Genomic DNA, 19,463 nt, shown 5'->3' on the forward strand with positions numbered 1-19,463 from the left:
CCCGGCGGGGGGGCCGGCGCCCGCCGGGGGGCGGCCCCCGCCCGCCGCCGCCTCGGCGCCCCGCCGCCGCCCCCGGCCCCGGGGGGCCGCGGGGGCGGGCCGCGGGGCGGGGCCCCCCCCCCCCGCCCGCCGCCCCCCCCCCCCCCCCCCCCCCGGGCCGGGGTGCGGCCTGACGGTGTGCGCCTGGGGGGCCTGAGGGGGTGGCCGTACGGGCCGGGGTGCGGCGGGAACGGGGCGGGTGGCGTGGCTACGGGCCGGTCCCCGGGGTACGTGCCTCGTGGCGGGACGTGCCCCGGGGGCCGGGTGCGCCGGTCCCCCGAGCGGCGCGGGATCCGCCGGGCGCTACGGCCGGCGGTGGTATGCGGACAGGTGCCGGTAGGGGTAGGTGTGGCGCCAGTCCGAGCCGGTGTCGTTGACCGCGCAGCCCGCGAGCTTCAGCCGTTCCACGATCTTGCCGAGCGCGGTCTCGGAGCCGTCGAAGCGGATGACGTTGCGGCCTGCGATGTCGGCGATCGGCCGCAGGCCGCCGACCTCGACGATCACCGTGCGCTCGGGGTAGGCCATCAGCACCATGCCCAGCTCGATCAGGACGTTCGGGCGCGGCTGGCACACGTACCCGGTCTCGTACTCCGGCTCGACGGGGCCCCGCAGCTCCGGGTGGAGGGTGACGACGTCGTCCGGGGTGAGCAGGACGAGCGCCGCCTGGCCCTGTGCGAGGGCGCCGGCGACCACGTCCCCGAGGAAGGGCGAGGCGTGGCCGGTCGCCCCGACCAGTTCCTCCCACTCCTTGGGCCGCAGGTCGAGGCGGCGCAGCAGCTCGAACATCTCCCGGCGCACCTGGTCGTCGCGGCCGTGCACGACGAAGACGCTGCGCGCCCGGGCCGCGTCGGCGGAGGCGCCGGGCGACGCGTCGGCGGCCCCCGTGGCCGTGGCCGTGGCCGTGGCCGCGTGCTGCGGGCGACCGGTGGCGTGGGAGCGCCCGGCCGGGACGAAGGACGGGTGCGGCGGCCCGCCGACGGGGGAGTTGTCGCCGGAGGTCTGGACGTTGCCGTCGCCGACGGCCTGGTTGCCTCCGTGGTTGGTGTTGCCGTTGGGGCCGCTCATACCGGTCGTGCCTCCCTGGTGATCCCGGAGTTGTTGCCGGAGGTCTGCGTGTTGTTGTTGCCGACGCTCTGGTTGTTGCCGAAGTTGTTGTTGCTGCCCGCGCCGAAGTTCTGCTGGAGGATGTTGGTCTGCGCCGCCTCGTGCTCGCGGGTGTCGACGTCGTGGTCGCGCAGGAAGTCGCCGACGATCTGCAGCAGATGGCGCTCGATGATCTGGATGTACTTGATGGCGTCCGTCTCCTGGAAGAAGTGGTGGAAGCCGTGGTCGGGCGCCAGTTCGCGGACGCTGGTGAGGGCGCCGCAGTCCACGACGGTCAGCGCGTAGCGGCCGAGCCGGAACTCGCTGGTGTCGACGGGCTGGCGCACCAGTGTGCGGACGGTGTCGGAACCGAAGCGGCTGGGCAGCCGCTCGCGCAGCGGGTTGGTGATCAGCCGCAGGAGTTCGCCGGGCGCGCTGCGGGTGACGTCCCAGGCGATGCGCAGCATCAGCCCGCCGCCGATCGTGGCGGGCAGCCGGTCGGCCAGGTGGAAGCTCTCCGGCACGGGGCCGAGCACGTAGGTGTAGAACTCGGTGTGCAGGGTGCTGCCCTTGATGTCGAAGCCGATGAACACCGAGGTCACCAGCTCCTGTTGCCAGGCGCCGATGCGGATGCACAGGTACTCGCGGCTGGCGTCGTAGTCCTCGCGCCAGTGCGGGCCGCCGCGGTCGGGGTCGGGGTCGTCGAGGAGTACGGCGAGGGGCTCGCTGCCCTCGGCCGTACGGACCGCCTTGGCGAAGCGCCGCCGGTCGACCGAGAGCAGCCGGACGCGGTCGCTGGGGGCGGGCTTGTCGCGCAGGTCCGCCAGCATCTGCTCGCAGACGCGGCCGGTGATCTCCTCCACGGTGAAGGGGATGATCGGCTTGCGCTCGGTCGGCTGGGAGTCGCCCGCGCCGTTCCCCGGCCCGTGCTGGGCGGGGACGTGCCCGTTGAGCAGGCCATGGCCGAGTGCGCCGGTCCGTGAGACCGGGGCGCCGAGCAGCAGCTCCGCGTTGGCCCACCGGCGGATCGAGTGGCCGGCGCCGACGAACGGCTTGTAGCCGCCGTAGTAGACGGTGTCGGAGGACTGCTCCCGGTTGATCTTGCCGACCAGCTCCGGGGTGAGGCGCGAGGTCATCGGGTAGGCGCCGTCGAAGCCCGCCCGGTCGTCCGTCGGCGGCGCGAGGTGCTCGGCGAGGGTCTGGAGGACGGCGAGGCGGCGCAGGAACATCGTGGCCCACGCGAGCCAGAAGACCAGCAGGGCCGCGGTGAACCCGTTCACCATGTCCGTGAAGAGCAGCAGCGCGACTGCGGCGGTGCCCGCGCCGAGGGCGATCAGCTGGTTGCGGCGCAGGTTGTGGGCGGCGAGGGCGTGCGCGAGGACCGGCGCGGCGTCGTAGCCGTAGGAGGGGGACACCACGCGGTAGCGGTGGGTCAGCAGCTCCCGGATGACGGCCTTGCGGTAGAGGGGGTCGAGGTAGGTGCCGGCGCACAGCAGGCGGGTGGCGTTGCTCGTCGCGTCCGGGGGCGGCGGGGCGGCGTGGGTGGTCATGGCTGCTCAGTTCCCTTCCCGCATGTCCGCGGCGGTGATGACGCCGTCGAGCACCGTGTAGGTGCCCGCGTACGTCGTCGGGGTGCCGTCGGTGTCCCAGGCCACGACCGTGACCGACACCTCGTCGCCGGCCGTTCCGGTCACGGTGACGTCGTCCCGGTCGGTCGTCTCGAAGCCGGCGACGAAGTGGGTGTAGTCCGGGTCGAGGTTCTTGCCGCCCAGTTCCCAGGCGGTGGTGAAGTCCCGGTCGTTGATGGCGTCGAAGTAGGCCGTCACCGTCGCCTCCGGACCGTCGCCGGCGGCGTAGGGGTCGTCGGTGCCGGTGTCCTCGGTGCCGGTGTCCTCGGTGCCGGTGTCCTCGGTGTCGCTGTCGGTATCGTCCGTGGCCGTGTCGTCCGTGGTGCCGTCGTAGGGCCAGGTGTCACCGCCGGTCAGGCCGCCGGAGCCGTCGGGGTTCGTACCGTCGTCGGTGGTGCCGTCCGTGGTGCCGTCCGCGCTGTCGTCGCCGGTGCCGCCGTCGTCCGACCCGGATCCCCAGTCCGGCAGGGCGCCGCTTCCGTAGAGCCCGCCGGTGCCCGGCACCTCGTCGTCGCCGGCCGTGGCGAGCACCACGGCCAGCACGACTATGAGGACGAACGGGATCGCCACGACGGCCATGGCCTGGTTGCGTACGTGGCCGGGCGTGAGTGCGAGTCCCGGCGCCGGGTAGGAATCCCGGGCGCCGGACGGAACGCGTGCATTGCTCATCTGTCACCTCATTGCCGCCGGTATCCGACCCAGCGGATACGGCACGCGCCCCGAGTGGGCCGATGTGCCTCGTGCATCGACCGATCCGACCAGGGGCAGCGCTTCCGGAACCAGATTTCTGCGGTTCCGATGCGCTTCCGATCGGCTTCCGGTAATGCGGCGGACGGGGGGGGCGTAACAGGCCGCCGAGCAGGTCGCCGGGCACGGTCGCCGAGAGGCGGGAATATACCCCTGGGGGGTATGGTTGTCGTACGCTGAGATCGTGAGCGAGGTGAAGGGAAGACGCCCATGCACCACACCACCCGGCACACCGGCCACCACGCCGCCCCGCCCGCCGGCCGGCACTCCGGACAGCACTCCGGACAGGAGCAGGCGCACTCGCACCCGCATGCGCACGCGCCCGCGTCCTGGTCCATGGCGGCCCGAGCGACGCTGCACTGCCTGACCGGCTGTGCCGTCGGCGAGATCCTCGGCATGGTCGTAGGCACCGCCCTGGCCTGGGGAAACGCCCCGACCATGGTGCTGGCGATCGCGCTCGCGTTCGTCTTCGGCTACTCCTTCACACTCTTCGGAGTCGTCCGCGCCGGCCTCGACCTCAAGTCCGCGATCAAGGTCGCACTGGCCGCCGACACCGTCTCCATCGCCGTGATGGAGCTGGTCGACAACGGCATCGTCGCCCTCACGCCCGGCGCGATGGACGCCCAGCTGTCGGACCTGCTGTTCTGGAGCACCCTCCTCGGCGGACTCGCCGTCGCCTTCGTCCTCACCACGCCGGTCAACAAGTGGATGATCGGCCGGGGCAAGGGGCACGCCGTGGCCCACGCCCACCACTGACGCGTACGTGCGTCCCGCGGCCCAACCGGGCTGCCCCACCGGGCACTTGGCGGCAATCGGCACCGAAGCCCCGGTGAACGCTTCCGGAAACCGGCAATGCGGATCGATGGCACCTTCACGCATCATGGGTGCCACGGGGAGCACTACGGACAGGGGGCGGACGATGACGAAAAACAGTGACTTCGTCCGCCCACTGCACCGGCTCCGCCCCGACGAACCCGGCCGAGTCGTGCGCGCCGCCGCTGCCGCGGCCCACGACCGCCGCGCCGTTCGCGCCGCCCAGTCCGTCTGAAGCCCATACCGAGCACCACGCCTCGGTCCTGCCGGGGCCCGGCGCGGCCGCCGTCTGCCTGACGAGCCGGGGCGCCGTACGGGCCGCGGGACGTACGGACGGTCGGCCCGCATACGGACCGCCGGCCGCACGGACCGCCGGCCGCACGGGCCGGGGCCCTGACCGATCGGGGCCCTGACCGGCCGAGGTCCTGACCGACCGGGGCTCTCACCGGCCGACGGCCCGACCGGCCCACCCGGCCTCCGCCCGCCCGGGCGGGCACCACACCACCGCGCGGTTGTCCCGCCCGGCCACGCTTCGACCGGCCACCGTTCCCGGCCGGCCGCCGCCCGGCCGGGATGGCGGCCGCCCAGCCGCCCAACCGCCTCATGCCATAAGGACGTATGCCTCATGGAAGTCATCGGTGTCCTCGCCGTCGTCTGCCTGCTCCTCGTCGCCCTCGTGCTGTTCGTCGTCTCCCGGCTCTTCCGCAAGGTCGAGCAGGGCAAGGCGCTGATCGTCTCGAAGATGCGCAAGGTGGACGTGACCTTCACCGGTCAGGTGGTGCTGCCGGTGCTGCACAAGGCCGAGGTGATGGACATCTCGGTGAAGACCATCGAGATCACGCGGGCCGGCAAGGAAGGGCTGATCTGCCGGGACAACATCCGCGCCGACATCCGCATCTCGTTCTTCGTCAAGGTCAACAAGACCGTCGAGGACGTCGTCAAGGTCGCCCAGGCGGTCGGCACCGCCCGCGCCAGCGACCGGAACACGCTGCAGGAGCTGTTCCACGCGAAGTTCTCCGAGGCGCTGAAGACCGTCGGCAAGCAGATGGACTTCACCGACCTCTACACCAAGCGCGAGGAGCTGCGGTACCGGATCATCGAGGTCATCGGCGTCGACCTCAGCGGGTACCACCTCGAGGACGCGGCGATCGACTACCTGGAGCAGACCCCGCTGACCCAGCTGGACCCGGCCAACGTCCTCGACGCCCAGGGCATCCGGAAGATCACCGAACTGACGGCCGTCGAGCACGTGCGCACCAACGAGGCACGGCGCACGGAGGAGAAGGAGATCACCCGGCAGAACGTCGACGCGCGCGAGGCCGTACTGGAGCTGGAGCGCCGGCAGGCGGACGCCGAGATCAAGCAGAAGCGCGAGATCGACACCACCCGGGCCCGCGAGGAGGCCGAGACGGCGCGGGTCGTGGAGGAGGAGCGGCTGCGGGCGCAGGCGGCGTTCCTGCGCACGGAGGAACAGCTCGGCGTGCAGCGCGAGAACCAGGCCCGCGAGGTCGCCGTCGCCGCGAAGAACCGCGAGCGGGTCATCGCCGTCGAGAACGAGCGCATCGAGAAGGACCGCATGCTCGAGGTCATCGGCCGCGACCGGGAGACCGAACTGACCAGGATCGCCGCCGAGAAGGAGGTCGAGGCGGAGAAGCGGGACATCGCCGAGGTCATCCGCGAGCGCGTCGCCGTGGACCGTACGGTCGCCGAGCAGGAGGAGTCCATCAAGAAGCTGCGCGCCGTGGAGGAGGCCGAGCGGGAGCGGCAGGCCGTCGTCATCGCCGCCGAGGCCCAGGCGCAGGAGCAGCTGGTCAAGGACATCAAGGCCGCGGAGGCGGCCGAGGCGGCGGCCACCCACCGTGCAGCCGAGGAACTCACCCTGGCCGAAGCCCGGTTGAAGAGTGCCGACCTGGAGGCGCAGGCGAAGCTGCGGATGGCCGAGGGACTCCAGGCGGAGGCCGCCGCGGAGGGTCTGGCCGCGGTGCAGGTGCGCGACAAGGAGGCCGACGTCATCGAGAAGGCCGGCCGCGCGGAGGCGGAGGCGACCGAGGCCCGGATGCGTGCCGAGGCCGAGGGCGCGCGGGCCAAGGCGCTCGCCGAGGCCGAGGCGGTCGGCGGCAGGCTCAAGGCCGAGGCCGCCGGACTGACCGAGAAGGCCGCGGCGATGGCCGCCCTGGACGACGCCTCGCGCGGCCACGAGGAGTACCGGCTGCGCCTGGAGGCCGAGAAGGACATCCGGCTGGCCGGGCTCGACGTGCAGCGGCAGGTCGCCGAGGCGCAGGCCACGGTGCTCGCCACCGGCCTGGAGAACGCCGACATCGACATCGTGGGCGGCGACACGGTCTTCTTCGACCGGCTGATGTCCTCGGTCGCGCTCGGCAAGGGCGTCGACGGGTTCGTGAAGCACTCCGAGACGGCACAGACCCTCGCCGGACCGTGGCTGGACGGCTCGTCGAGCTTCACCGACGACCTGACCCGCGTCCTCGGCTCGGTCTCCACGGGCGACGTGCAGAACCTGACGGTCTCCGCGCTGCTGATGCAGCTGATGAAGTCGGGCGGCTCCGACGCCGGGCAGGTGCAGCGGCTCCTGGAGCGCGCCGGTGAACTCGGCCTCGCCGACACGCCGCTCACCGCGCTGAACGGCGCGACCCGGGCCTGACCGCCCGCCACCGACCGGGTGCCGGGGTCGCCGTACGGGGGTCGGCGGCTTCGGCACCCTCTCCTCCATCCTCCACCCTCCGTCCTTAATCCTCCCTGCCGCTCTCCTCTCCCTCCTCCACCACAAGTCGCGCACCCGCCTCCTGAAGGGATCAACTGCTCATGGCCACCGCCCCGGAGACGGACACCACGCACCAGCCGGGGATCCCGGACGACGTGCCCGGCACGCAGGCCGCCGACACCGCCGACACCGCCGACGCCGCCGACGCCGCCGACACCGGTGCCTACGAGGTGCTGCGCGACCGCCTCGCCGCGCAGGCCGCCGAGCTGACCCGGCGGGCCGAACTCCTCAACGCCCGCCGCGTCGAGGAGTTCGGATCGGCGCGACTGGAACTGGCGCGCACCGAGCGGCTGCGCACCGGGCGCCCGGGCGTGCCCCGCGACATCGCCGCCGTCGGCGACGGCGTCCTGCTCCTCGGCTCCACCGTCCGGCCGGGCGCGGGCACCCCGGCCGCGGTGTCCGACGTCTTCACGCTCCACGACCGCGACCTGAACCCGCTGCCCGAGCCGGCCGTCCCGGGACTGCTCGACGACCCGGCGTTCGTACGGGAGTTCGCGGATCTGCACCGCTACTACCGAGAGGCCCGCCTGCTGCGGCTGCGTATCGTCGACGGCAGACTGCTGGCCGTCTTCCGCACCGGCGAGAAGGCCGACGACATCCGCGTCCTGCGCTGGAACCTCACGGAGGCCGGGCACGCAGGCGCGGTAGTCCGGGCCACGCCGGTAGTCCGGGCCACGCCGGAAGTCCGGGCCACGCCGGAAGTCCGGGACGCGCCGGTGGACCGGGACGCGCCGGAAGTCCGTGCCGTCTTCCTCGACGCCCGCGGCGAACGCGACGACGTCTTCCCGCCGGCCCACGACTTCCCCTGGACGGAGACGACCCGCGAGGACCACGTCCAGGGCCGCCACCCGCACATCGCCGTCCCCGGAGGTTTCTACGTCGGCGCGGTCGGCGGCACGCTCACCGTCAAGCTCGACGACGACACCGAGACCGACCGGGGCGTCTTCACCGAGCCCGTCGACGAGCCCCTCCAGGCCCTCGCGGACGCCGACGTCGCCCACGCCCGGGTCGGCCCGCTGGTCCTGCTGCGCGTGCGGCCCTACAAGGAGGACACCGACCGCTACCTGGTCTGCAACACCCTCACCAAGTCCGTGGTCCGCCTGGACGGCATCGGCACGGCCTGTCGCCGCCTGCCCGACGACCAGGGCATCGTCTTCCCCGGCGGCTACTGCCTGGCCACGGGCGCCCACAAGACGTACGAGATCGACGCCGCCGGCCTGGAGTTCGAACGCGAGATGCGTTCGCCGAACGGCGAGGACGTGCTGTACGCCTTCCAGGCGCGCGGCGGGAGCCGTGGCCTGCTGCTGTCGTACAACACCATCCGCAAGGAGGTCGCGAACCCGCTGCCCTGCCGGGGCTGGGCGCTCGCGGAGGACGGCACGTTCACCGTGCTGCGCGCGGACGGCGACGAGCCCGCCCAGGTGCACCCGGTCCAGCTGTGGCACTCGCCGTACGTCTCCGACACGTACGCCGCCGCCGCGCCCGCCGGGAGCGGCCCCCTGGCCCGCGTCGGCAATGCCGACCTCGTACGTGGCATTTCCGCGGCCCTGTCGGTCGCCGGTGCCGTCGCCGACGGGATCACCACCGGCGAGGGGTACCGCGCGCTGGCCGCCGACTGCGTGCGCGCCACCGACGGCCACCACTGGCTCGGCGAGGAGGAGTTGGGCGACCTGGCCGGAGCGCTGGGGTCGGTGCGGGAGACCGCCGAGCAGGTGCTCGCCGAGTTCGAGACGGTGCGGGACCTCACCCGGCGGGCGGCCGAGGCCCGCGACGAGGCCGCCGAGCGGATCGCCGCGGTGGTCCGGCGGCTGCGCGGCGAGGCGCCGAAGGAGGCCGCCGCCTGGGTGCGCGGCCTCACCGAGCTGCGGCACGCGCACGGGCACCTGCTCGGCGTCAAGGAGCTGCGGTACGCCGATGCCTCAGCCGTCGACGCCCTCGCCGAGGAGGCCGAGGCGTCCCTCGCCGAACTCGGACGGCGCGCCGTGGCCTTCCTCGCCCGCGAGGACGCCTTCGACACCCAACGCGCCGACGTGGAACGGCTCGTAGCCGACGCCGAGGACCTCACCACCGTCGCCGAGGCCGTACCCGTCGCCGCCCGGCTCGACGAACTCGCCGACGGGCTGCGCACGGTCACCGACGTCGTCGCCGAACTCGACATGGGCGACGCCACGGTCCGCACCGCCCTCCTGGAACGCGTCGCCGCCGTCCTCGGCGGGGTCAACCGCGCCCGCGCCACCCTCGACGCCCGCCGCCGGGCCCTCCTCGACCACGAGGGCCGCGCCGAGTTCGCCGCCGAGACGGCCCTGCTGGGCCAGGCGGTCACCGCCGCACTCGCCGCCGCCGACACCCCCGAACGCTGCGACGACCAACTCGCCCGGCTCCTGGCCCGCCTGGAGGACCTGGAGTCCCGTTTCGCCGAGTTCGACGCCTTCCTCGGCGAACTCGCCGACAAGCGCACCGAGATCTACGAGGCGCTGGCCGCCCGCAAGCAGGCCCTCTCCGACACCCGCGCCCGCCGCGCCGAACAGCTCGCCGCCTCCGCCGCCCGCATCCTGGAGACGGTCACCAGGCGCTGCGCGGCCCTCACCGACCCCGACGCGGTCAGCACCTACTTCGCCTCCGACCCGATGGTCGCGAAGGTCCGCCGCACCGCCGAGGAACTGCGCGCCCTCGGCGACACCGTCCGCGCCGAGGAACTGGACGGCCGCCTCAAGTCGGCCCGCCAGGAGGCCGCCCGCGCCCTGCGCGACCGCACCGACCTGTACGCCGACGACGGCCGCACCCTGCGCCTGGGCGCCCACCGCTTCGCCGTCAACACCCAGCCCCTCGACCTCACCCTCGTCCCCGACGGCGACGGCATCGCCTTCGCCCTCACCGGCACCGACTACCGGGCACCGGTCACCGACCCCGGCTTCGCGGCCACCCGCCCGTACTGGGACCGTTCCCTGCCGTCCGAGTCGCCCGGCGTCTACCGCGCCGAGCACCTCGCCGCCCGCCTGCTGCGGGAACACGGCGCCGCCGCGCTCGCCGCCGCCGAGGACCTGCCCGCCCTCGTCCGCGAGGCCGCGCAGGAGGCGTACGACGAGGGCTACGAGCGGGGCGTGCACGACCACGACACCACGGCCGTCCTCACGGCGCTGCTGCCGCTGTACGAGAAGGCGGGCGCCCTGCGCCACGAACCGGCCGCCCGCGCCACCGCGCACCTCTTCTGGTCCCACGGCACCACCGACCGGCACCGCGAAACCTGGACCCGGCGCGCGGTGTCCCTGGCCCGCGCCCGCGACACCTTCGGCCTCACCGGCGCGATCGCGGACCTGGAACGGGAACTGGCGGAGGCGATCACCGCGTGGACCACCGCCCCCGACGAGGCGCGGGCGGGCGGGACGGCGAACGGGCCCGCAGGGACGGCGAAGGGCCCCGCAGGGACGGTGGAGGAGTCGGCAGGGACGGCGAAGGAGCCGGCCGGGGCATCCGCGGCACCGGCGCCCGGGGCATCCGGGGCGTCCGGGGCGTCCGCGACCCCGGAGTCCGGCGCTGCTGCTGCCCCCGCCCCCGCCCCCGCTGCCGCTGCGGCTGCGGCGTACCTCTTCCACGAACTGACCACCGCCCCCGAGGGCTTCGTCCTCGGCGCGGACACCCGCGGCCTCCTCGACAAGTTCCACCGCACGGCGGGCGGTCCGGCCTACGCCGAGGACCTGGCCGCGCTCACCGACCCGGCCACCGGGGACGGTCCGGTCGGCCACGAAGCCCTGGCCGCCCGCCGACAGCTCGCCGAGGCCTGGCTCTCGGCGTACGCGTCCGCCGCCGGCACCGACCTCGCCCCCGGCGACCTGGCCGAGGCGGTGGCCGCCGAACTCTGCCCCGACCTGCCCCGCTACGACGGCGGTACCCCGCCCACGGCCACCGTCGAGGGTCTCCTCGGCGCCCACCCGCGCATCACCGGCGGCCGCCTCGACCTGCGCCTGGACGACTTCCTCACCCGCACCGCACGCTTCGCCGCGCACGACGTGCCCGCCTTCCGCGCCTACCAGCGGCGCCGCACCGCCCTGGTGGGCACCGAACGCGAGCGGCTGCGCCTGGACGACCACCGCCCGCGCGTCATGTCCGCCTTCGTCCGCAACCGCCTCGTCGACGAGGTCTACCTCCCGCTCATCGGCGACAGCCTGGCCAAGCAGCTCGGCACCACCGGCGCGGACAAGCGCACCGACACCGGCGGCCTCCTGCTGCTCCTCTCCCCGCCCGGCTACGGCAAGACGACCCTGGTCGAGTACGTCGCCGACCGCCTCGGCCTGATGCTGGTGCGGATCAGCGGCCCCGCGCTCGGCCACACCGTCACCTCGCTCGACCCGGCCGACGCACCCAACGCCACCGCCCGCCAGGAGATCGAGAAGGTCAACTTCGCGCTGGCGTCCGCGAACAACACGCTCCTCTACCTGGACGACATCCAGCACACGTCCCCCGAACTCCTCCAGAAGTTCATCCCGCTGTGCGACGCCACCCGCCGCGTCGACGGCGTGTGGGAGGGCCGCCCGCGCACCTACGACCTGCGCGGCAAGCGCTTCGCCGTCTGCATGGCCGGCAACCCCTACACCGAGTCCGGCGCCCGCTTCCACGTCCCCGACATGCTCGCCAACCGGGCCGACGTCTGGAACCTGGGCGACGTACTGACCGGCAAGGAGGACGCCTTCGCGCTCAGCTTCCTGGAGAACGCGCTCACCGCGAACCCGGTCCTCGCCCCGCTCGCCGGCCGCGACCGGGCCGACCTGGAGCTCCTCGTCCGGCTCGCCGACGGCGACCCCACCGCCCACGCCGACCGCCTCGCCCACGCCCTCCCGCCGGCCGAGCTGGAACGCGTCCTCGCCGTGCTGCGCCACCTCCTCGCCGCCCGCGAGACGGTGCTGGCCGTCAACGCCGCGTACATCGCCTCCGCGGCCCAGTCGGACGCCACCCGCACGGAACCGGCGTTCCGGCTGCAGGGTTCGTACCGCAACATGAACAAGATCGCCCAGCGGCTGCGCCCGGTGATGAACGACGCCGAGCGCGCCGCCGTCCTCGACGACCACTACACCGCCGAGGCCCAGTCCCTCGCCCAGGGTGCCGAGGCCAACCTGCTCAAGCTGGCCGAACTGCGCGGCGCGCTCACCCCCGAACAGGCCGGCCGCTGGGCCGAGGTACGGGCCGCCCACGTCCGGGCCCGCACCCTCGGCGGCCCCGACGACGACCCGCTCGTGCGCGCCGTCGCGGCCCTGGGCCTGCTCGCGGACCGCGTCGCCGCCGTCGAGTCGGCCATCACCCGCGCCGCCGACCCCCGCCACCTGCTCGCCAACCCGCACTCCCCACACGCCCCCGACTGATCACTCTTCACCTCAACTACTGTTAGCGTGCAGTTGCACATCGTTGGCAACAACACGTCAACGCAGTAACGGCACGGACGCTGAACGTCGGAGGATGTTGGACATGGCGGTGTACACGCTCCCGGAGCTTCCCTACGACTACTCGGAGCTCGAACCGGTCATCAACCCGCAGATCATCGAGCTGCACCACGACAAGCACCACGCGGCCTACGTCAAGGGCGCCAACGACACGCTCGAGCAGCTCGCCGAGGCGCGGGACAACGAGCAGTGGGGCTCGATCAACGGCCTGGAGAAGAGCCTGGCCTTCCACCTCTCCGGCCACATCCTGCACTCCATCTACTGGCACAACATGACCGGCGACGGCGGCGGCGAACCCCTGGCGGCGGACGGCGTGGGCGACCTGGCCGACGCGATCGCCGAGTCCTTCGGCTCCTTCGCCGGTTTCAAGGCGCAGCTCACCAAGGCCGCCGCGACCACGCAGGGCTCCGGCTGGGGCGTCCTCGCCTTCGAGCCGCTGAGCGGCCGCCTGATCGTCGAGCAGGTCTACGACCACCAGGGCAACGTCGGCCAGGGCGCCACCCCGATCCTGGTCTTCGACGCCTGGGAGCACGCCTTCTACCTGCAGTACAAGAACCAGAAGGTCGACTTCATCGACGCCATGTGGGCCGTCGTCAACTGGCAGGACGTGGCGAAGCGCTACGAGGCCGCCAAGTCCCGCACGAACGCCCTCCTCCTGGCGCCCTGACGCCCCGCGCCGTCCTGCCCCGTGACCGTGACCGCCCCGGCCGGCGCTTGACCCTGACACGGTGACAAGGTCTTCACTGGCCGCCAGGAGGTGCCCCATGGGGATCACGGGACAGGACGCGACGGAAGCGGAAGGCACGGGCGCGACGCCCACGGCACGAGCGCTCCGCGCGCTGGAGTACGACGACGCGTCGGTCCGGCTGAGCGCGGCGCTGGCCGTCGGCACGGACCCCGACCCGCGCCACGTCGACAAGCTGATCGAGCGCTGCGCGAGCGAACCGGAGTTCTTCGTACGGGACATGCTGACCTGGGCGCTCACCCGCCACCCGGTGGAGCTGACCCTGCCCCGGCTGCTCGGCGAACTCCGCTCCGAGACCGCCCAGGCCCGCAGCCAGGCGCTGCACACCCTCTCCAAGCTCGGCGACGCACGGGCCTGGCCGGCGATCACACGGGCCCACCTGTGCGACCCCGACGACGAGGTGGCGCGCGCCGCGTGGCGGACGGCGGCCGTCCTCGTACCGGAGGGCGAGGAGCCGGCCCTGGCCGAGGTACTGGTGACCCAGCTGGGCCGGGGCGGACGGGACACGCAGCTGAGCCTCAGCAGGGCACTCGTGGAACTCGCCGGCGTGACGGTGTCCGCCCTGCACGCCGCGACGCAGGCCGCGGACCCGCGCGTACGCACCCACGCCCTCGCCACCGACCGCCTGCGACGCGCCCCGGACGCCGGCTTCGAGGCGGCGGTGGAGGAGGCGAAGCGCGTCGTGGCCCTGGGCGGCTGAGCGCGCGAGACACGAGAGGCGGCGGGACGCTGACCGGTGAGGCGCACGAGGAGCGGCGGGATGCCGACCGGTGAGGTGCACGAAGGGCGGCGGAACGCGGACCGCCGAGGCGCGCACGACGAGCGGCGGGACACCGGCCGGCGAGGTGGCACGATGGGCGGGATGCTGATCGGTGAGGTGGCCCGGCGGTCCGGGATCAGTGCCCGCATGCTCCGGCACTACGAGTCACTGGGCCTGGTGCGCCCCTCCGCCCGCACCGGCTCGGGCTACCGGGAGTACTCCGGCGCCGACATCCGGCGCATCTTCCACATCGAGAGCCTCCGCTCGCTGGGCCTGTCCCTCAAGGAGACCGCCCGCGCCCTCGACGACCCCGCCTTCACCCCCGCGGCACTGGTCACCGACCTCATCGACCGCACCCGGGAGCGCATCGCCGCCGAGGAGCGGCTGCTCACCCGTCTGAACCGCATCGACGCCGCGGACCCGGCCGACTGGGAGGACGTCCTCCAGGCGGTCGCCCTCCTCCAGGCACTGGCGTCGACGAACGCCGGCGCACGCCAGCGCGCCGCCCTCGCCTCGGCCGGCGAGACGGCCCCGCTGCCGGCGGAGGCCCTCGCCGAGGCGGCCCTGAACGAGACGGACCCGAACGTGGCCGGCGCCCTGCGCTGGGCCCTGGCGAGATCGGACGGTGAGGTTCCGCCCCTCCTGGCGCAGGGCCTGGACTCGCCCCTGCCCGCCGTACGGGAACGCGCCGCCCGCGCTCTCGCCGAACTGCCCGGCGACCGGGCCGCCGCACACCTGCGGGACGCCCTCGCCCACCCCGACCCGGCGGTCCGCGGCTGCGCGGCCCTGGCACTGGGCGCGCGCGGCCGCACCGAGGCGGTCCCGGCGCTCGTCGACATGATCGTCGAGGGCCGCAACGACACCGACGCGGCCGACGCCCTGGGCACGCTCGCCGAAGCCCCCACGACAGCCCGTACGGCCGCACCCACGACCGCACCCACGACCGCACCCACGACAGCGGACGAGATCACGGACGCCCTCGTCGCCCGCCTCACCGCCGAGAACGCGCAGGCCCCGGCCCGCGGCCGCCTCACCCAGACCCTGGGCGACGTCCCGGGCCCGGGCGCGACGAGGGCCCTGACGTCCCTGACCCGTGACGAGGACCCGGCCGTCGCCCTGACGGCGCGGTACCTGCTGCGCCTGCGCGGGACGAGGTGAGGACGCCATGACACCGTCGACCCACGCGATCTACCTGCCGGACTCGGGAAGCCTGCCGCCGTGGGCGGGAATCACCGTCGCCGCGGTGGTACTGCCCCTGCTGGCCTTCCGCCTGTACCGCCTGTACCACAGGTGGCGCGCCCACCGCCGCCACCGGCGGTGACCTCACTACGTCCGGCTGGAGCAGGGCGGGGCGCCGCGCCCCTCGGGTGACGTTGACGTCCTGGCCGCGATCGCGGGGCCCTCGCGACTCACCGACGCCGCGTCCGACCACCTCCGCCCTACATCACCGGCAGTTGTCGCGTCTCCCTTCTTGTTAAAGTGACAGAAACCCAAGTACCGTCAGTGGCATGCAAGCTGACGTGTGGTCACCCCCGCCTGTACTCCTGACAGTCGATCTCGTCATCCTGACTCTGCGCGAGCAGAGACTGTGTGTCCTGCTGGTGGAGCGGGGTGAGGATCCCTTCCAGGGCATGCAGGCTCTGCCCGGCGGTTTCCTCAATCACGCCGGTGAGGAGATCCTCGACGCCGCCCACCGCGAGCTGGGCGAGGAAACCGCCCTGGGTGCCGGGTCGGTGCATCTCGAGCAGCTGGGCACCTACGGGGACGCGGGCCGTGATCCACGGGGGCGTGTTGTGTCCGTGGCCCACTTGGCGATCGCCCCGGGCCTCCCGGAGCCGGTCGCCGGCACGGATGCCAAGGATGCCGCGTGGGTCCCCGCGGAATCCGTCCTGTCCGGGGAGATCGAGATGGCTTTCGATCACCACCAAATCCTGACGGACGGAATCGAACGGGCGCGCACCAAGCTCGAATTCTCGTCGCTGGCCACGGCGTTCTGCGGAGAACTCTTCACCATAGCCGAGTTGCAACAGGTGTATGAGGCGGTTTGGGGTACCGCGCTCGACACTCGTAATTTCTACCGGAAAGTTCAGGCCGTTAAGGGATTCATCATTCCTGCCGGCGCGGGGCGCAGAACCACGGGAGGGCGGCCCGCGCGGCTGTACCGGGCCGGGCCGAAGACCGTGCTGTCCCCGCCGCTGACCCGACCCGTGCCGTCGACGACGGAACAGGACACAGAAGTGGAAGGGGACTAGATGTCGAAAGACCTGGTGGTGATCCTCACCGCCCTCAACCTGGAGTACCAGGCCGTGCGCCGGAAACTGGCCGGTGCGCGGGTGCACCGTCATGAGCGCGGGACGCGGTTCGAGGTGGGAACCGTGCCCGGCACTTCCTGCCGGGTCGTACTCGGCCTGACGAACAAGGGAAATCATTCCTCCGCGGTGATCGCGGAACGGGCCATACAGGAGTTCTCACCGGTGGCCGTGCTGTTCGTCGGCGTGGCGGGTGCCCTGTGGGAGACCGCCAGGCTGGGCGACGTGGTGATGGCGACGCACGTGTACGCCTACCACGGCGGGACCAGCGAGGACGACGGACTCAAGTCCCGTCCCCGGACCTGGGAGACGGCGCACGGCATCAGCCAGCTCGGCTCGCACCTGGCGCGTGCGAACGACTGGGCCGACGACGTGCCCGGTCACGGGCCCGCGCCCCAGATCCGCTTCGGCGCGATCGCCGCCGGAGAGGTCGTGCAGAACTCGAAGATCTCGGCCGAAGCGCGGTGGATCCGGCAGCACTACAACGACGCGCTCGCGATCGAGATGGAGGCCGCCGGGGTGGCGCAGGCCGGCCATCTCAACGGGGCACCGGTGGCCATCATCCGGGGGATCAGCGACCGCGCGGACGGCACGAAGAGCAGCGCGAACGACCGCAACTGGCAACCACGGGCCGCGGCGAACGCGGCGGCCTTCGCCACCCGGCTGGCCGTGGAACTGGTGGAGGAACAGGAGCAGATCGCCATGTCCCAGGCAGACAGAGCCGAGTCGGCCGACAGGCTCAAGGAGCACGTCAGCAACACCGCTCACAACAGCACCGTCGGCATCATGGCCGGCTCGGTCACGAAAAGCAGCGTCCACGTGAACGCGGGCTCGAAGACCACGGGTCCGGTGGACCTGGTCGTGGAACTGGACGATTTCCGCGAGCACCTGAAGCGCCACCACGCCGAGGGCGCCTTCGACGACGACACCTACCTGGAAGCACTGGCCGAACTGGGCTTCGCCCGCCGGGCGGCGAGGGAGAAGACCCCCGACGCGTCCAGAAGGGCGACCATGGCGCTCAAGAGGTTACGCGGCCTGATCGCGGAGTCCTCCGAGTTGGTGGCCCGGCTGGCCCCCATGGTCGTCGCGGCGGGTGACCTGTCATGAACGACGGCATCAGGAGGACGTACAACTCGGCGGAGTTCGGATCCTCCGTGGGATTCCAGGCCGAGACCGTGCACAACCCCACGGTGAACATCAACGCGGACGCGTCGCCCGAGGAGAAGTACAAGGTCGGCGTGCGCCACCTGGAGAACGGCGTCCCGAGCCGTGCCCGCGACGTCTTCAACGACGTGATGGCGCTCGGACACGACAACGCGGAGGTCCGTTTCCACTGGGTGCTCGCCATGCTCAGCGCACGCTCCTACCACGACCTCGGCACTGAGGACCGCAAGCGGCTGCACCAGGCCGCCGGCCTGGTGAAAACGTACGCCGACTCGGAGTGGAAGGAAGCGCTGCAGACCGCCTTCGCCCTGCTGGCGACGGTCGGGGGCGCGGGTGGTGAAACAGGACGCGTACTGGAGCGGCTGCAAGCCCTGCCTCCCACTCGGCGCGACGCCATCCTCCACCACTTCGACCTCGTACTCACCGGAGGGCTGAAGGACAGCCTGTGGGCGCAGAGCCGCGCACAGGCCGAGGCGGAGCGCTTCGGCAACGACCGCGTCCACCGGGTCTGGGCCTACTTCGAACCTGATCCCATCGGACCACGGGCCCAGGAGCCCCGCCCCAGCACGGGCGCCGCCGCCCGGGCCGCATTCCCCTTGCAAGCGGGCGTGTTCGTCCTCGTCATGGCGTTCCTCTACATCCTGGCGCTGGCCGCGGATCCGGCCGCGGCGGTCGTCGAGCTGCTGGTGTCGCTCGGCGCAGGACTGACCGCGGCGCGCTTCGGCCCCCAGTGGTGGTACGAGGAACACCAGCTCAAGGCGAGGGCGAACGAACTCCGCATCCCGCACCCGGGCAGCCCCGCCGCCACCGGGGACGGTTTCACCAACCAGGTCCGTCATTCCTTCGAGTACTACTTCAGTCACCGCGCGCCCGCCGGGTTCGACCCGCGCGCCTGGCTTCATCACACCGCACAGGTCCGCAGCGCCCTCGTCGCGGAGATCGCACTCCTCTACCGCGAGAAACGTGTCGGTGTGGACCGGCTCAACTGGCTGATCCGCCACCTCGCCGAGGACACCCGGGACCGCCACAACCGTGGCACCCTGTCCGACCAGCGTCGGAACCGGACCCCGGGTACGTCCAAGGTGCTGTGCGTGACGGCTCTCGTCGCGCTCGGCGTCACCAGTGTGATGCTCCTGGGGACCGTTGCTTCGGGCGGTGGCGGCGGGTCGCCGTTCCTGCTGGCCCTCCTGGCCGGAGCCTGCGGGGTCTGGTCCGGATGCCGGGCTGCGGCCTCGTGGCTGAGGGCCCGGGGCGAAGAGCGCCGGATGGCCGAGGAAACCCGGGAATACCAGGAGCAGTTGGGCGCACGGCAGGCCGCGTACGACAACTGGAAGTCCTTCCTGGACACCACACGGCCCACCGAGCTGGAGATGGAGACCTGGCTCACCTGCGACAAGAGGCTGCTCGTCGACGAGGCGCTCCGCCACTACCAGCTCTCCTGGCGCGACCTGATCACCCACACCATCCTGGTGACACCGGCGCGCCCCTACAAGCGGGGCCGGGTGAAGGGTGGTCCCTGGCGGTACTCGCGCTACAGCTTCCGTCTCTTCCTCGTCACTCAGGACGGCGTTCGTGAGATCGGCACGGAATTCGATTTCACCGACGCGAAGCGGGAGAACGAGCAGCGGAGCAACTACCGGTTCGACGCCCTGTCCTCCGTACAGGTCACAGAACGCACCCGGGTCGGCTACGACCTGGAGCTCGTCCTCACCAACGGGCCGGCCAGGAACATCCGGGTCAAGGACGCCGACTCCCATCAACTGGCGCCGGACGAGAACGCCGAGGAAATCGCCGAAATCAATCTCGATTCGGCCGGTTTCATCCATACCTTCCGCCTCTTGGAAGGCATCGCCGCGGACGGCAAGGGGTGGCTCGAACGAAACGACCCCGGCAACCTTCCGCCCTTCGACGCGACCGACTGATGGGTCCGCCCGCGAGGTGGGCCGGGGACAGAACGCCAAAAC

14 protein-coding genes are annotated in these 19,463 nt (G+C 72.5%); 11 read left to right on the forward strand and 3 right to left on the reverse strand.

Going from position 1 to position 19,463, the window contains the following annotated elements; translation table 11 throughout:
• Window positions 1-342: 342 nt before the first annotated feature.
• From HZS56_RS09630 to HZS56_RS09640, 3 genes are read right to left on the reverse strand one after another with little or no spacing between them, the layout of a single operon-like run.
• Entirely contained in the window at window positions 343-1,104 is a 762-nt protein-coding gene (locus tag HZS56_RS09630) for a TIR domain-containing protein (protein WP_216720300.1), read from the reverse strand.
• Complete coding sequence (locus HZS56_RS09635; RefSeq protein ID WP_216720301.1) at window positions 1,101-2,672, reverse strand: AbeC-like domain-containing protein; 1,572 nt, start codon at window positions 2,670-2,672, stop codon at window positions 1,101-1,103. The genes HZS56_RS09630 and HZS56_RS09635 overlap by 4 nt, the downstream gene beginning before the upstream one ends.
• Before the next feature lie 6 nt (window positions 2,673-2,678).
• Window positions 2,679-3,419, reverse strand: coding sequence for a hypothetical protein (locus HZS56_RS09640; RefSeq protein ID WP_216720302.1), 741 nt, complete (start codon window positions 3,417-3,419; stop codon window positions 2,679-2,681).
• A gap of 288 nt (window positions 3,420-3,707) precedes the next feature.
• Here HZS56_RS09640 and HZS56_RS09645 point away from each other — a divergent pair, with 288 nt between their 5' ends.
• The 11 genes from HZS56_RS09645 (at window position 3,708) to HZS56_RS09690 (ending at window position 19,421) form a co-directional block, all read left to right on the forward strand.
• Entirely contained in the window at window positions 3,708-4,253 is a 546-nt protein-coding gene (locus HZS56_RS09645) for a DUF4396 domain-containing protein (protein WP_216720303.1), read from the forward strand.
• Between the two features lie 163 nt (window positions 4,254-4,416).
• Entirely contained in the window at window positions 4,417-4,545 is a 129-nt protein-coding gene (locus tag HZS56_RS38705; RefSeq protein ID WP_301543000.1) for a hypothetical protein, read from the forward strand.
• Between the two features lie 390 nt (window positions 4,546-4,935).
• Window positions 4,936-6,969, forward strand: coding sequence for an SPFH domain-containing protein (locus tag HZS56_RS09650; protein ID WP_216720304.1), 2,034 nt, complete (start codon window positions 4,936-4,938; stop codon window positions 6,967-6,969).
• A 161-nt stretch (window positions 6,970-7,130) separates the two neighbouring features.
• Window positions 7,131-12,443, forward strand: a complete 5,313-nt coding sequence (locus HZS56_RS09655; protein ID WP_216720305.1) for a DNA repair ATPase — start codon at window positions 7,131-7,133, stop codon at window positions 12,441-12,443.
• A gap of 103 nt (window positions 12,444-12,546) precedes the next feature.
• On the forward strand, window positions 12,547-13,188 hold the full coding sequence (locus HZS56_RS09660) for a superoxide dismutase (protein ID WP_216720306.1): 642 nt from the start codon (window positions 12,547-12,549) through the stop codon (window positions 13,186-13,188).
• A 97-nt stretch (window positions 13,189-13,285) separates the two neighbouring features.
• On the forward strand, window positions 13,286-13,966 hold the full coding sequence (locus HZS56_RS09665) for a HEAT repeat domain-containing protein (RefSeq protein WP_216720307.1): 681 nt from the start codon (window positions 13,286-13,288) through the stop codon (window positions 13,964-13,966).
• A 162-nt stretch (window positions 13,967-14,128) separates the two neighbouring features.
• The gene (locus HZS56_RS09670) at window positions 14,129-15,184 is read left to right on the forward strand and encodes a HEAT repeat domain-containing protein (RefSeq protein ID WP_216720371.1); all 1,056 of its coding nucleotides are present in this window, start codon (window positions 14,129-14,131) and stop codon (window positions 15,182-15,184) included.
• A 7-nt stretch (window positions 15,185-15,191) separates the two neighbouring features.
• Window positions 15,192-15,347, forward strand: coding sequence for a hypothetical protein (locus HZS56_RS09675; RefSeq protein WP_216720308.1), 156 nt, complete (start codon window positions 15,192-15,194; stop codon window positions 15,345-15,347).
• 187 nt (window positions 15,348-15,534) lie between these two features.
• Entirely contained in the window at window positions 15,535-16,278 is a 744-nt protein-coding gene (locus HZS56_RS09680) for an NUDIX hydrolase (RefSeq protein ID WP_216720309.1), read from the forward strand.
• Window positions 16,279-17,442: a 5'-methylthioadenosine/S-adenosylhomocysteine nucleosidase family protein gene (locus HZS56_RS09685; protein ID WP_216720310.1), complete on the forward strand. Its 1,164-nt coding sequence runs from the start codon at window positions 16,279-16,281 to the stop codon at window positions 17,440-17,442.
• Window positions 17,439-19,421 carry a hypothetical protein gene (locus tag HZS56_RS09690; protein WP_216720311.1) on the forward strand — a complete coding sequence of 661 codons (1,983 nt, stop codon included), beginning with the start codon at window positions 17,439-17,441 and terminating at the stop codon, window positions 19,419-19,421. Before HZS56_RS09685 ends, HZS56_RS09690 begins: the two co-directional genes overlap by 4 nt.
• Window positions 19,422-19,463: the final 42 nt, after the last annotated feature.

Origin of the sequence: Streptomyces mayonensis (assembly GCF_018982965.1) — a bacterium.
In the GTDB taxonomy this organism is placed as follows: domain Bacteria; phylum Actinomycetota; class Actinomycetes; order Streptomycetales; family Streptomycetaceae; genus Streptomyces; species Streptomyces mayonensis.